At 66.6% G+C, this 13336-nt stretch carries 14 protein-coding genes; 2 read left to right on the forward strand and 12 right to left on the reverse strand.

The annotated features are described in order from the left end of the window. Window positions 1-136: 136 nt before the first annotated feature. On the forward strand, window positions 137-1651 hold the full coding sequence (locus tag FHY18_RS09865) for an ATPase domain-containing protein (protein ID WP_259153785.1): 1515 nt from the start codon (window positions 137-139) through the stop codon (window positions 1649-1651). Continuing rightward, window positions 1638-3710 carry a PAS domain-containing sensor histidine kinase gene (locus FHY18_RS09870; RefSeq protein WP_259153786.1) on the forward strand — a complete coding sequence of 691 codons (2073 nt, stop codon included), beginning with the start codon at window positions 1638-1640 and terminating at the stop codon, window positions 3708-3710. The genes FHY18_RS09865 and FHY18_RS09870 overlap by 14 nt, the downstream gene beginning before the upstream one ends. A 225-nt stretch (window positions 3711-3935) precedes the next feature. On the opposite strand, the gene FHY18_RS09875 is transcribed toward FHY18_RS09870, so the two are convergent. From FHY18_RS09875 to FHY18_RS09930, 12 genes are all read right to left on the reverse strand, one after another. Beyond that, the gene (locus tag FHY18_RS09875) at window positions 3936-4643 is read right to left on the reverse strand and encodes a C-type cytochrome biogenesis protein (RefSeq protein WP_259153787.1); all 708 of its coding nucleotides are present in this window, start codon (window positions 4641-4643) and stop codon (window positions 3936-3938) included. Continuing rightward, entirely contained in the window at window positions 4637-5119 is a 483-nt protein-coding gene (locus FHY18_RS09880; protein ID WP_259154020.1) for a cytochrome c-type biogenesis protein, read from the reverse strand. The genes FHY18_RS09875 and FHY18_RS09880 overlap by 7 nt, the downstream gene beginning before the upstream one ends. Next, window positions 5119-5661, reverse strand: a complete 543-nt coding sequence (locus FHY18_RS09885; RefSeq protein WP_259153789.1) for a DsbE family thiol:disulfide interchange protein — start codon at window positions 5659-5661, stop codon at window positions 5119-5121. The genes FHY18_RS09880 and FHY18_RS09885 overlap by 1 nt, the downstream gene beginning before the upstream one ends. After that, the gene (locus tag FHY18_RS09890) at window positions 5658-7646 is read right to left on the reverse strand and encodes a heme lyase CcmF/NrfE family subunit (protein ID WP_259153790.1); all 1989 of its coding nucleotides are present in this window, start codon (window positions 7644-7646) and stop codon (window positions 5658-5660) included. Before FHY18_RS09890 ends, FHY18_RS09885 begins: the two co-directional genes overlap by 4 nt. A 63-nt stretch (window positions 7647-7709) precedes the next feature. Beyond that, window positions 7710-8180 (reverse strand): cytochrome c maturation protein CcmE, encoded by a 471-nt coding sequence (gene ccmE / locus FHY18_RS09895; protein ID WP_259153792.1) that lies wholly within the window; start codon window positions 8178-8180, stop codon window positions 7710-7712. Beyond that, window positions 8177-8383 carry a heme exporter protein CcmD gene (gene ccmD / locus FHY18_RS09900; RefSeq protein ID WP_259153793.1) on the reverse strand — a complete coding sequence of 69 codons (207 nt, stop codon included), beginning with the start codon at window positions 8381-8383 and terminating at the stop codon, window positions 8177-8179. The genes ccmE and ccmD overlap by 4 nt, the downstream gene beginning before the upstream one ends. Then, complete coding sequence (ccmC, locus tag FHY18_RS09905; protein WP_259153794.1) at window positions 8380-9138, reverse strand: heme ABC transporter permease CcmC; 759 nt, start codon at window positions 9136-9138, stop codon at window positions 8380-8382. The genes ccmD and ccmC overlap by 4 nt, the downstream gene beginning before the upstream one ends. Window positions 9139-9148: 10 nt before the next feature. Then, on the reverse strand, window positions 9149-10444 hold the full coding sequence (locus FHY18_RS09910; protein WP_259153795.1) for a S8 family serine peptidase: 1296 nt from the start codon (window positions 10442-10444) through the stop codon (window positions 9149-9151). After that, window positions 10441-11091: a zf-HC2 domain-containing protein gene (locus FHY18_RS09915; RefSeq protein ID WP_259153796.1), complete on the reverse strand. Its 651-nt coding sequence runs from the start codon at window positions 11089-11091 to the stop codon at window positions 10441-10443. The genes FHY18_RS09910 and FHY18_RS09915 overlap by 4 nt, the downstream gene beginning before the upstream one ends. Beyond that, window positions 11088-11681: a sigma-70 family RNA polymerase sigma factor gene (locus FHY18_RS09920; protein WP_259153798.1), complete on the reverse strand. Its 594-nt coding sequence runs from the start codon at window positions 11679-11681 to the stop codon at window positions 11088-11090. Before FHY18_RS09920 ends, FHY18_RS09915 begins: the two co-directional genes overlap by 4 nt. A gap of 51 nt (window positions 11682-11732) precedes the next feature. After that, a complete protein-coding gene (locus FHY18_RS09925) occupies window positions 11733-12395 on the reverse strand; it encodes a hypothetical protein (RefSeq protein WP_259153801.1) in 663 nt (220 codons plus the stop codon). Between the two features lie 551 nt (window positions 12396-12946). Further along, window positions 12947-13336, reverse strand: a complete 390-nt coding sequence (locus tag FHY18_RS09930; RefSeq protein WP_259153803.1) for a c-type cytochrome — start codon at window positions 13334-13336, stop codon at window positions 12947-12949.

Genomic DNA, 13336 nt, shown 5'->3' on the forward strand with positions numbered 1-13336 from the left:
CGAGACGGCGCGCCGCGAAAATAGCGACGGCTGTCGCGACGAAAGGCAGCCCGCGGGCACGGTGGGTCAGGCCAGGCAAGCTGATCAGTTCAGTCGTTGGCAGCGGGCGATCGCGGGCGCGTGTTAACTTAACGGTATGAAAAACGTGAAGCCGATGATCGCAAACCGCATCACCACCGGGACGACGGGGCTTGACACCATCCTCCGCGGAGGATTGCCGGCCAACCGGCTCTACCTGCTCGAAGGCCAGCCGGGCTCCGGCAAGACCACGCTGGCGTTGCAGTTCCTGCTCGATGGCGCAGCCAAGGGCGAAAGCTGCCTGTATGTCACCTTGTCCGAGACCATCGACGAGCTCAACGAGGTCGCCGCTTCGCACGAATGGTCGCTGAAAGCCTTGCACATCTTCGAGCTGGCCTCGGCTGAAGCGTTTCTCGGCGACGGGCGCCAGCAGTCCATCCTGCATCCGTGGGAAATGGAACTGGATGGCACGATCAAGCTGATCCAGGCCGAGGTCGATCGAGTCAAGCCGACCCGCGTGGTGTTCGACTCGTTGTCCGAACTGCGTCTGTTGGCGCAGGATTCGTTGCGTTACCGGCGGCAGGTGCTGGCGCTGAAGCAGTTCTTTGCACCGCGCAACATCACCGTCTTTCTGGTCGACGACCTCACCGACGAGAACGGTCAGCGCGATGCGCACCTGCACAGCCTGTGCCACGGCGTGATCTCGCTGGAACGCATGACGCTGGATTTCGGCGCAGCACGCCGGCGCATGCAGGTGCAGAAATTGCGCGGGGTCAATTTCATTGCCGGCTATCACGACATCACCATCGTCACCGGTGGCATGCGGATCTATCCACGCCTGATCGCGGCCGATCATCACGTCCCGTTTGTCGGCCAGGCGGTGCCCAGCGGAGTGGAACGTATCGATGCGCTGCTGCACGGCGGCCCCTTGCGCGGCACCAGCACCTTGCTGACCGGGCCTGCCGGCTCTGGCAAGACCAATGTCGCCCTGCAATATGTCAGCGCGGCCTGCGAGCGAGGCGAGCATTGCTGCGTGCTGCAGTTCGACGAGCGCACCGGCACGTTGTTGACGCGTGCCGAAAACCTGGGCATGGATCTGCGCAAGCATCTGGCCTCGGGCATGCTGGAGCTGCACCAGATGGACCCGTCCGAGCTGACGCCCGGCGAGTTCGCCTGGGCGGTGCGCGAAAGCGTGGAGATGCGCAACTGCCGCATCCTGGTGATCGACAGCCTCAACGGCTATCTGTCGTCGATGCCGCAGGAAAAGCAGTTGATGCTGCAGATGCACGAGTTGCTGTCCTACCTGAACCAGAGCGGCGTGACCACGTTCCTGATCAATCCGCAGCATGGTCTGGTGGGAACGATGTCGACCGGCAATCTCAATATCTCCTACATGGCCGATACGGTCATCTTGTTCCGCTTCTTCGAAGCCCAAGGGCGGATCCGCAAGGCGCTGTCGGTGATCAAGAACCGCAGTGGCGCGCATGAGGATTCGATTCGCGAGATGCGCATCAATAGCAGCGGCCTGCATTTGAGCGAGCCGCTGGAGAAGTTCCATGGTGTGCTGACCGGCACCCCGCAGTTTGTCGGAGACGGCACGCCGTTGCTGGATCGTGCGCTTGACCAGCCGTGAAGCGGATGGCTCGGTCGTCCACATCATTGCGCCGTTCGGTCGCGATGCGGAGAGTATTGCGGCCATCGTTGGTGAGCGTGGGCTGACGCGCCGGGTCTATGGCGCCTTGGCGGCCCTGGCCGGCGACCTGCTCGACAGTTCCGGCGTGGTGGTGCTGACCGAAGAAGCCGTCCGCGGCGATCTGCAGCAGTTGCAGCAGATCCTGCAGGGTCAGGCGGCGTGGTCGGATATTCCCTTCGTGCTGTTGCGCGCGCCGCGCGGCAGCCAGCACGGTCGACGGGTGAGCTTGCCTGCCGAGATGACCAATGTCATCGAGCTGGAGCGGCCGCTGAGTTCGTCGTCGTTGTTGAGCGCGATTTTCAACGCGTTGCGGTCGCGACAGAAACAGTTCGTGATCCGCGACCAGATGGCCGAGCTGGCCGAAGGCCGCGCCGCATTGGCGTTGAGCGAAGCCGAGCTGCGCCGGGTCACCGACGCGTTGCCGGTGTTGATCGCCTTCATCGACAAGCATCTGGTGTATCGCTTCGCCAATCGCTCTTACGAAGACTGGATCGGGATTCCGCCGCAGGACGTGATCGGAAGGCCGCTGGTGGATGTGATGGGGCCTGCGGTCGTGGCCGAGCGGCGCGCCTGGATCGAAGCAGCGCTGGCCGGCCAGGCGTTGACCGTGGAAGCGAGCTGGCCGCATGCCGATGGACGCCGCCGCGATGCAGAGATCCGCTACATGCCGCGCCTGGATGCCGATGGCAAGGTGGATGGGTTTCATGTATTTGCCACCGACATCACCGCACGTGCATTGGCAATGGAATCGATCCAGGAGCAGGCCAACGTGCTGGAGGCCAAGGTGGCCGAGCGCACCGCCGAGCTGCAGCAGCAGATGCTGGCGCGCGAGTCCAGTGAGGCCGCGCTGCGTCAGGCGCAGAAGATGGAAGCCGTGGGCCAGTTGACCGGCGGCATTGCGCACGACTTCAACAACATGCTGACCGGCATCCTGTCTGCCCTGGATCTGGCGCGCCTGCGTATCGACCAGGGGCGCACCGAGGGACTTGGGCGGTTTCTGGATGTGGCCTCGGCGTCGGCCTTGCGCGCGGCCGCACTGACCCAGCGCCTGCTGGCGTTCTCGCGCCGGCAGTCGTTGCAGGCGCGGCATCTGCAGTTGAACGATCTGGTGCTGTCGTTGCAGGAATTGCTGGCGCGCACGCTGGGCGAGTCGGTGCGCCTGGAAGCGGACCTTTGCGATGCGCTGCCGCAGGCGTATGTCGACGAGAACCAGCTGGAAAGCGCATTGATCAACCTGGCCATCAACGCCCGCGATGCCATGCCGGATGGCGGCCAGTTGCGCATTGCTACCCGGCATCTGCATGTCGACGAACACCGGCTCGAACTTGGCCGCGGCATTACCCTGGCGCCGGGCGATTACGTCGTGGTGTCGGTGGCCGACACCGGCACCGGCATGCCGGCGGATGTGCTGGAGCGCGTGTTCGAGCCGTTTTACACCACCAAGCCGATCGGGCAGGGCACCGGCCTGGGCATGTCGATGATCTATGGCTTCATGCAGCAGTCCAACGGACAGGTCTGGGTGGAGTCGCAGGTGGGCGCAGGCACCACGGTCAGCCTGTATCTGCCGGCCGGTGCGGAAGCGCAGAGCGTGGCGACCGGGCCCCAGATCGGAGCAGTGGTAGCCGGGCAGGGGCAGCAGGTGCTGGTGGTGGAAGACGACGAACAGGTGCGCCTGCTGGTGACCGAGCTGCTTGGCGAGTTGGGTTATGAGGCGGAGGTGGTCGCCGATGCCGACGCCGCGCTGCCGATCCTGGCATCGCAGCGACGGATCGACCTGCTGGTCACCGACGTCGGCCTGCCCGGGCTCAATGGGCGACAACTGGCCGAGATCGCGCGCCAGTCGCGCCGCGACCTGCCGGTGATCTTCATGACCGGTTATGCGGAAACCGCACGCGACCGCGGCGAATTTCTTGCCGAAGGCATGAGCATGATCGCCAAGCCGTTTACGCTGGGCGAGTTCAGTGGAAAATTGCACGAGGTGTTGGGGCCGTCGTCCTGAGCGAGGCAGGTGCGGCATCTGCCGCAGTGCTGGCTCAACGTTTCTGGGTAGCCGCGTCGACTGCCTTCATCCAGGTGCGGGCTGCGCAGGCAAGCTCGCGCACCGCGCTTTGGCCTGGTCGGCTGCGTCGGCGTGCCGCCGCTGCGCACCATGACCGCTGGCGATGGACTCTGCGGGCTCAGATCGCCGTCCCGGGTGCGCCTGCAGGTCTGTGCGCCGGTGTTTTCAGCGTGCAGCACGCCCGGATTGCCGCGCGCTGGCCATCGATTCGGCCACGGCAATCTTGTCTGCCACCGCGTTCTGCATCGGCGAGCCGGTTTCCAGCAGTCCATGCAGATGGCGCCAATGGGTGGTGGCTGCGGCATAGTCGTGCTGCTGGAAGTCGCTGATGCCCAGCAGCCATAGCCCGCGCTGGTTGTCCGGTTCGCGCGCGATCAGCTGCTGCAGACGCGTCCGCGAGGCGGCATCGATGGCGAAATCGCTGTGCGTTGCCATATCCGCAGCGATCCAGCCGACGATTGCGGCACTGGTGTCGGGCGCGATCTTCAGCGCCTGCGCGTAGGCATCGCGCGCCTCGGCGGAGCGGTCGGCCTGCTCATACGTTTTGGCCTGTTGCATCCACGAGGCGAGCGCCGCCAGTTGCGCCTGTTCGGCAGCTGTCGGTTGTGGTGGTGCGTCATCGGCTGCAGCGGTCGGTGTGGCGGGCACGGGCGGCGATGCCGTCGCGTACACCGGATGCGCGATCGCATCGGGCGCGCCAACCAGTCGATACAGGCCGGCAGTGGCGACAGGCAGGCCCAGTACCAGCAGAATCGGCAGCGTGTAACGCGCGTTGCCATTGCGGGTGGGGGTACGTAGCAGCGGCCGCAGCAACAACAGCAGCGCAACGACCACCAGCCCAGCGCTCAGGAAATAAAAGCCCGTCATCACCACTCTTCCTCTGCCTGCGGCGCTGCTGCGGTGCCCGCGTGCGCGCGTTTGCGCACAGTGTGTGCCACCACCGCAGCGCCGGCGCCCAACATCAGCAGCGGTCCGAACCACAACAACCAGGTGCCGCGCTTGACCGGCGGGTCGTACAGCACGAAATCCGAATAGCGCTCGACCATGTACTGCTTGATCTGCGCATCGCTCTTGCCGGCCTGCAGTTGCGAGAACACCTGATGCCGCAGGTCGCGGGCCAGGCTGGCATTGGAATCGGCCAGATTCTCGTTCTGGCACACCAGGCAACGCAGCTGTGCGGTCAGTCGCTGAAAGCGCGCCTCTTCGCTGCGGTCCTTGAACGGCAGTGGGTCCACCGCCTGCGCCTGGACGCAGGGCGCGAGCACTAGACCGAGCAGCAGCACCAGCAGCAGGCGCAGCTTGCGTGCCTGCCGACGCCGATGCGCCTGAAACACGCCATAAGCCCGCATCACGGTGCCCCCTTGGGCAGTGCGGCGATGGCGGGCAGCAACTCCTCGTTGATGACATCGGGAGTGAGCACGCCGATGTGCTTGTAGCGGATCACGCCTTGCGCATCGATCAGGAAGCTTTCCGGCGCGCCATAGACGCCGAAATCGAGGGCGGTCTGGCCGGCTTCGTCGGCGATCACCACGGCGTACGGATTGCCCAATCGTGCCAGCCAGGCGGTCGCATCGGCCGGCACGTCCTTGTAGTTGTAGCCGATCAAGGGCACCCCGAGCCGGCTGGCCTGCGCCATCAGCACCGGATGCTCGTGCACGCATTCGGCGCACCAACTGCCGAACACGTTGAGCACATAGGGCTTGCCCAGCAATTGCGCGCCGCTGAGGTGCTGGTCGGGTGCGTCCAGCCGCGGCAGCGAGAACGCCGGTGCCGGTTTGCCGATCAACGGCGAGGGCACATCGCGCGGATTGTGCTGCATGGTCCAGTAGATGCCGAAACCGAACAGCGCAGCGACCAACAGAAACCCCAGCAACGGCAGCATGCGCCTCACGGGTGCGACTCCTGCGCGATGAGGCGCGCATCGTAGGCCGGCGATGCAGCGGCATTGCCTGCAGACACCGGCGCGCGAAAGCGCCGCGCGCAGGCGCTGACGAAGCCGCCCAGCATCATCAACAGGCCGCCGGCCCAGATCCAGCGGATGAAGGGCTTGTAGTACAGCCGCAAGGTCCAGTCGTGTTCGATGTGCTGATCGTCCAGTGGCTCGCCCAGCGCGACATACAGATCGCGGGTGATGCCGGGATCGATCGCCGATTCGGTCTGGATGCGCTCGCTGCTGTACAGGCGTTTTTGCGGATGCAGTTGCGCAATCACCCTGCCATCGCGACTGACCTGCACGCTGCCTTGTTCGGCCTTCCAATTCGGCCCGTCGACCAGCTGCACGCCGTCGAAGCGGAACGCGTAGCCGGCGATGTCCGCGCTTTGACCGGGCGACAGCCGCACGTCGCGTTCGACCGACAGGCTGTCGGACACCTGCACGCCGGCCACGAACACCGCCACGCCCGCATGCGCGAGCAGCATGCCGGCCATTTCCGCCGGAAAGCGCCGGCCGCGCGGCATCTCGCGCCAGCGCTTGTGCATGTACAGCGCGGTGCCGGCCGCCACCCACGCGGCGACACCGATCCCGGCAATCGCCTTGACCTGGCCATCGGCAAACAGGCTGCCGACCAGGGCGCAGGCGATCGCGGCGATGCCGGCGCGCGTGCCCAGTGCCTTCAGCGGCGCCGCCTCGGCCTTGCCCCAGCGCAGGTATGGGCCAAACGGCAGCAACAGCACCACCGGCAACATCAGCAACGGGAACAACAGGCCGAAGTAGGGCGGCCCCACCGACACCTTGCCCAGGCCGAAGGCATCGGCGATCAACGGGAACAAGGTGCCCAACAACACCATCGCCGCGGCGACGGTGAGCAATAGATTGCCGATCAGGATGGCGGTCTCGCGCGAGGCGGCGGCAAACGGTTTGCCGCTGGCGATCTTCGGTGCGCGCAGGGCGTACAGCAGCAACGAGCCGCCCACCACTGCCACCAGGAAAATGAGGATGTACAGGCCGCGGCGCGGGTCGGCAGCGAAGGCATGCACCGAGGTCAGCACGCCCGAGCGCACCAGGAAGGTGCCCAGCAACGACAGCGAGAACGCCAGGATCGACAGCAGGATGGTCCAGGCACGCAGGCTGCCGCGTTTTTCGGTGACTGCCTGGGTGTGGATCAACGCCGTGCCGACCAGCCACGGCATGAAGCTGGCATTTTCCACCGGGTCCCAGAACCACCAGCCGCCCCAGCCCAGTTCCGCGTACGCCCACCAGCTGCCGGCGACGATGCCGGCGGTGAGGCAAGCCCAGGCCACATTGGTCCACGGCCGCGCCCAGCGCACCCAGGCCTGTTCGAGCTCGCCGCCGAGCAGCGCCGCCACCGCGAATGCGAAGGCCACCGAGAAACCGACATAACCGGTGTACAGCACCGGCGGATGGAAGGTCATGCCCGGATCCTGCAGCACCGGATTGAGCTCGTTGCCATCGAGCGGGATCGGCGACAGCCGCCCGAACGGATTGGAGGTCAGCAGGATGAAGGCCAGAAAGCCCACCGATACCAGGCCCAACACCGCCAGCACGCGTGCGGCGAAGTGCTGCGGCAGATGCCGGCTGAAGGCGGCCAGCAACACCGTCCATGTCGCAAGGATGGCGATCCACAGCAGCAACGAGCCTTCATGCGCGCCCCATACCGCGGCAAAGCGGTAGTACCAGGGCAGGGCGATGTTGGCGTTGGCGGCGACATAGCCCACCGAAAAATCCAGCGACAGCAGCGACCAGGCGAGCAGGCCGAATGCCATCCACACGAACACTGCCTGGCCCACCGATGCCGGCCGCGCAATTCCCATCAAGGCGGTATTGCCGCGCCAAGCGCCGATCAGCGGCAACACGCCCTGGGCAAGCGAAAGCAGCAGCGCCAGGATCAATGCGATCTGGCCGAGTTCAGGCGTCATGGGTAGGTCGCAACGTGCAGCAGGAAGAGGTCATCGAGTGAGCGACGCGCAGCCGATGCCGCCTCAACGCGGCGCGGCCAGCGGCGCGGCGGTGGCAGGGATCGGCTTGCCGACATGGCCTTCGGCCATCGCGTCCCTGAGTTCTTTGGGCATGTAGGTTTCGTCGTGCTTGGCCAGCACTTCGTTGGCGACGAAACGGCCGCCCTGCATGCGCCCGTTGGCGATCACCGATTGGTTGTCGCGGAACAGGTCCGGCAGGATGCCGGTGTACTCGACCTGGGTGGCGGCGTGTTTGTCGATGACGGTGAAGCTGACTTTCAGCGAGTCGCTGGCGCGCTGGATCGAGCCGGCCTTGACCATGCCGCCGAGACGGAATTGCTGATAGCTGGCCGCTTCGCCGGCGCGGACCTGGCTGGGCGTGAACAGGTAGCTCATGTTCCGCTGCAGTGCCAGTACGATCAGCGTCACCGCGAGCGCGGCGGCGGCGATCACGCCGAGCACCAGCCACAGGCGTTGTTTGCGCGTGGCATTCATGGTGCGTCGCGCTCCAGCGGTGGCGCGGGGTGATCGCGCAGACGCCGCGGGGTTTGCCGCTGCAACTGGCCACGCAGTTCGCGCGGCAGGCGCCGGCGTCGCAACCACGGCGCTGCCAGGTCGGCCAGCAGCACCAGCACGAACAACGCATACGACGTCCACACGTATTGGCCGTAGCCGCCCATCGCCAACAACGTGCTCATGCGGTGCGCTCGGTCAACACGATGCGGCGTGCCCAGTCCTTGCCGCTTTCCAGCGCCAGCAGGTCCACGCGCACGCGGCCGAACAGGCTGGCGAGGTAGTAGCACTTGGTGGCGAGCATCATGGTCAGCAACGGCCACAGCATGTCCGCGCCCATCTTGGACGGGCCGAGCAGCCGCACGGTGGAGCCCTGATGCAGCGTGTTCCACCACACCACCGAGTAATGCACGATGGGCAGATTCACCAGGCCGACCAGCGCAAGCAGGCCGGCCGCACGCATCGCCTGACGGCGGTCTTCCACCGCGTGGTACAGGCCCAGCACGCCCAGGTACAGAAACAGCAGCAGCAACTCCGAGGTCAGCCGCGCGTCCCAGGTCCACCAGGTGCCCCACATCGGTTTGCCCCACAACGAACCGGTGCACAAGGTGATGAAGGTGAACGCCGCACCGATCGGTGCCGAGGCCATGGTCACCACTTCGGCGAGCTTGATCCGCCACACCAGCGCGATGAACGCCGACACGCCCATCGCTGCATAGATGAAAAGGCTCATCCAGGCGCTGGGCACGTGGATGAAGATGATGCGGTAGGCATCGTGCTGCTGATAATCCGGCGGCGCCAGCACCAGCCCGCCGTAAGCGGCGACTGCGCCGAGCAGCAGCGCCAGCGCCAGCGCCCACGGGCGCACGGCACCGGCAAAGCGGTAAAACATCGGCGGCGAGCTGAGCTTGTGCAGCCACAACGGGATCCACTTGGCCATGCCGGTGTCGTCAGTTGGAGTGTTTGGAGGGCGACAGCGCATCGACTGCGGCGCCGGCGTTGACCTGCAACTGGCCGTCGGAGACCTTGCTGGTGCGCTGCAGGAGCTCGCGCAACGCCGCGGCGTCCATCGACGGCGACAGCGACAGCAGCAGCGCGGCCATGCCGCTGACATGCGCGGTGGCCATCGACGAGCCGGAGGTGAAGTCGTAACGCCCGTTCGGCTGGGTGGTCAGGATGTCCTTGCCCGGCGCGCTGAGCACGCCCGGCATGGCCGCGCTGGCGCTACTGCTGCGCACCACCAGCACGCCCGGCACATCGTTGGGAAAGCCGTCCAGTCGCCCATTCGGCGGCATGGCCGCCACCACGATGCGGCCCTGCTGCACCAGATGGGTGAGCATCTTGCTCAGCAGCGGGTCGGCCGGCCCGCCCAGGCTCAGGTTGACCACCCGCGCGGAGCTGTTGTTGATCGCCGCCAGCGCCTTGGCCAGGGTGAAGGTGTTGCAGCGTGCGGTGGCGCCGACCGTGGGCGCGTACCAGCACGCCTTGTAGACGCTCAGCATGGCCTTGGGCGCCATGCCGACGATGCCTTGATGGTTGTTGCTGCCGGCGGCGATGATCCCGGCCACCTCGGTGCCGTGCGAGTCGCTGCTGGTCATGCCCGGCTTGTCGTCGACCAGGTCGTGCACCTCGCGGATGCGCGCCTTCAGATCGGGGTGGGTGGTGTCCACGCCGGTATCGACCACCGCCACCACTACACCGCGGCCCTGGGTGACGGCCTGGGCACTGGCGGCATCGGTGTCGATGAAACCGCGCTGCATGTCCACGTACGGGTCGTTGTAGCCGGACAACGGCGTGGTCTTTTCCGCCGCATCGGCCGAAAACACCGAGAAGTCCTGCACCGGCTGCACCAGCTCCACGCCCTCGTCTTTGGCCAGGGCGGTGACCAGCTCATCGCGCGACACGCCCGGTGGTGGCTGCAGCACGGCGCAATACAGGCCCAGCGAGGTGATCGGCCAGCCGGACACTTCGCGCAGCTTGTAGCGCTGCTTGATGGCTTCCATGCGCACCGCCGCCTTCTGGCCGGCGCCGTAATAGCTGGACGCATAGCCGATCAGGCTGGAGCCGGCACGTGCCGGCGGTGCGCTGAGCGGGTTGGCCACCGCCAGCAGGATGTCGCGGCTGCTGTCGGGTGTATGCGCATCGGCGGGCGCAGCAACGGTGCCGGCGTCCTGCGCCTGCGCGTTGCCGTGCAGGCCCGGTCCGGTCAGTGCGAGCAGCAGGCCGATGACGAGGAAACGGCTCATGGGGCGGAGATGACCTCGGCCAGCCGGATGCCCGGATTGGCGCGCAGTTGCTGCACGGTCCGCTGCGGCTGGGCCGGCGGCTGCGGCGCGGCAGGCACCACGGTGTAGGCGCCCATGTCGTTGGGCCCGCCGATCACCTGCAGCTGCTGCGCATGCAGCAGGCGGTCCCAATCGGCCACGGTCATGCTGGCGTCTGGCACCACGCGGATGGCGCCTTGCGGCACCGGCAGCGCGGTGGCGCTGCTGAGCGTGCGGTAGTCGTGCGACGGCGCCGGCGAGGCCAGCTTGACGCCCATGACACCCAGGCCGATGGCCTGGACCAACGCGGCAGCGGCCAGCGCACGGACGGTCCAGCTACCGGAGCGACGTGCGGCCGGCGCCGGTGCGGCGCGGACCTCGGGCGCATCCAGGCGGCCGAGCAGGCGTTGCAGGCCGGCGTTGGCGTCCAGCGTGACCGCACACGGCAGCGCCAGCGCCTGGCGCAGGCGATTTTGCTGGGCGAACTCGGCGCTGCACGAGGCGCATTTGGCCACGTGCGCGATCAGCCAGGCGTTCTCTTCTTCGGTGGCGCTGTCCAGCAGCACCGCCGGCATCAGTTCCCAGGCGTGCGAGCATTCCTTGCCAGGCGCGATGAAAAACGTCTTCATTGCAGGGTCTCCGTGTAAGGGGTGTTGCCGGCTAGGCCGGGCAGCACATTGCGTAATTTGACCCGCGCATGAAACAGCCGGGCTTTGATCGTGCCCACCGGGCACTGCATGATTTCGGCGACTTCTTCCAGCTTGTGGCCGACGCCGTAGACCAGTTCGATGACCAGGCGCTGATCCGGCGACAGCCGTTCCATGCCCTTGTCCAGCCAGTCGCGCAGTTCGCGGTCGTCGTTGTCGTCGGCGCTGGGGGCATGGTCTTCCACCACGGCGGTGTCGTCGATCGCTTCGCCGTCGTGCTGGCGCAGGCATTTGAGCCCGCAGCGATAGGCGATACCCATGATCCAGGTCGACACCTGCGAGTCGCCGCGGAAGTCGCCCGCTTTTTGCCAGGCGATCCAGAAGCAGTCGTTGATGGCTTCTTCGATGATGTCCGGGCGCCGCGTCAGCCGCGACAAGAACCGGCACAGGCGGCCGTGGTAGCTGTGGTACATGCTCGCCAGGGCGTCGCGATCGCCCGCTGCCATGCGGCGTAACAGCATGCGGTCGTTGGCATCGCCAAGGGTATCGGAGTCATTCATCAAAGCAGACATGGCGTTAGACACCTCTAGGTGCCCGCAGGCGGAGAAAAGGTTGCGTCTGGATCAGAAACTGCGGGAAACCATGCCGACCCACTGCAATGCGCCGGGGCCGCCCTGCGCACGCGGGGTATTGCTGCTGGTCAGTACCCGGTCCAGCTTCACGCTCCATGCCGCGCGGCTCCACTTCAGGCCCAGTTGCCCATACCGATAGCGGCCGGAACTCGCAGCGCCGTAGGTCATCGCCGGAAAGTCCGAGATGCCGGCGCCGGCCGACAGGCTGAAATCCCCGGTCAGCGGCAGGTTGGCGGTGACGTCGACCGCCGTGTTCCAGGGCGAGCGTTGCGCGCGGGGGAAATTGAACCTGGAGAGCGAGAAGGTGAGCGTGTCGCGATAGGACCAGGCCAGGCTGGCTTCCTGGCGGTCGAAGGTGCGCGACTGGCGGTCGGCCGGATAGGCGTAATACAGCAGGCTGGCCTGCATCTGCCAGCGGTCGCCCAGCATCCAGCCCCGCGCGCCCTGCAACGTGAGCGCCACCGGCTTGCTGAAGGAGGGCGATTGCAGCGCCGCGGAGGCCGACACCGACCAACCGGGCGCGGGCAGCCAGTAGCCGGCCGCCTGCAAGGTGACGCGGTTGGGCGCGATGGAGATGCCGCGGTCGATCAAGGTGGACGCCACCGCCACGGCGCCGCCGACGTTGTCTGCCGATACGGTCCCGCTGGTGCCCATGACCAGCGCCAGCAGCAACGCGCGACGTGTTCCCAGGTGCTGCTGCAGGACCCGCCGACAGTGTCGGCAGCGGCGGGACAGGCAGGGCGACCCCGGCAAGAGCGGCGGGTGCGGCTGTGCTGCCGAGCCGCTCGCAGGCCACGGCTGCCCGTCGCAGACGCCATGGCGTTGCGCTCGGGAAGGGGGCTGCTGCTGGGCGGACGAAGCGTTCAACAAGGGCGGGGTGTGGACCGTGGCGGTGCGCGATAGTGACCCATCACGCTGGGCGAGACCGCCGATGTGTGGCGGTTCCGTCCGTATACGCGAAGGGTTCGTGTCAGGCAACGCGGGGCCGTGCACCCGTGCAGGTGCAGCGGTGGCCCGGATGCAAGCCGCGGACACTGCGGCCGGCGGGATGTACCGGGCTTGAAGCGATCCTCACAATGGCGCGGGTTTCGTTCAGGCCGGCGCAGGCGATGCCCGCGTCCGGCATTGCCGCCGGGCCCGCACCGGGGCCGCGCGCATCCAGCGTGCCAGCCCGGCCGTTGCGGTCAGCGCGGGCCGGTCGGTCCTCAACGCAGGGTGTTGAGGTAAGCGATCAGCGCGTCCAGCTCCTTTTCGTCTTCGAGCCCTTCGTACTTCATCTTGGTATTCGGCAACGTGGCCTTGGAATCCTTCTTGAGGAAGTCCTTGAGACTGGCGGTGTCCCAGGTGCGCTTGCCGGTCTTGAGCTCGGCGGAGTAGCCGCTGAAGTCGGCCACGGTCCCGGCGGGACGGTTGACGATGCCGAACAGGGAGGGGCCTTTCTTGTTCTTGCCTTGTGTTGCGCTGTGGCACTCGGCGCATTCGCTGATGAACACGCTCTTGCCATCGGCGGCGCGCGCAGCGCCGGGCAGCAGTGCGCCGGCCAGCAACAGGCCGGCCAGCTGCGTGCATAACAGTGTGGTGTGGATTGACTTCAT

It is taken from the genome of Xanthomonas sp. 3793 (assembly GCF_024806835.1).
GTDB classification, from domain to species: domain Bacteria; phylum Pseudomonadota; class Gammaproteobacteria; order Xanthomonadales; family Xanthomonadaceae; genus Xanthomonas; species Xanthomonas arboricola_F.

Coding starts and splice junctions, on each gene's coding strand:
- FHY18_RS09865 (WP_259153785.1), top strand. CDS start 137: ATGAAAAACGTGAAGCCGATGATCGCAAACCGCATCACCACCGGGACG.
- ccmD (WP_259153793.1), bottom strand. CDS start 8,383: ATGAGCACGTTGTTGGCGATGGGCGGCTACGGCCAATACGTGTGGACG.
- ccmC (WP_259153794.1), bottom strand. CDS start 9,138: ATGGCCAAGTGGATCCCGTTGTGGCTGCACAAGCTCAGCTCGCCGCCG.
- FHY18_RS09880 (WP_259154020.1), bottom strand. CDS start 5,119: ATGCGGGCTTATGGCGTGTTTCAGGCGCATCGGCGTCGGCAGGCACGC.
- FHY18_RS09930 (WP_259153803.1), bottom strand. CDS start 13,336: ATGAAGTCAATCCACACCACACTGTTATGCACGCAGCTGGCCGGCCTG.
- FHY18_RS09920 (WP_259153798.1), bottom strand. CDS start 11,681: ATGTCTGCTTTGATGAATGACTCCGATACCCTTGGCGATGCCAACGAC.
- FHY18_RS09910 (WP_259153795.1), bottom strand. CDS start 10,444: ATGAGCCGTTTCCTCGTCATCGGCCTGCTGCTCGCACTGACCGGACCG.
- FHY18_RS09890 (WP_259153790.1), bottom strand. CDS start 7,646: ATGACGCCTGAACTCGGCCAGATCGCATTGATCCTGGCGCTGCTGCTT.
- FHY18_RS09925 (WP_259153801.1), bottom strand. CDS start 12,395: ATGGGCACCAGCGGGACCGTATCGGCAGACAACGTCGGCGGCGCCGTG.
- FHY18_RS09915 (WP_259153796.1), bottom strand. CDS start 11,091: ATGAAGACGTTTTTCATCGCGCCTGGCAAGGAATGCTCGCACGCCTGG.
- ccmE (WP_259153792.1), bottom strand. CDS start 8,180: ATGAATGCCACGCGCAAACAACGCCTGTGGCTGGTGCTCGGCGTGATC.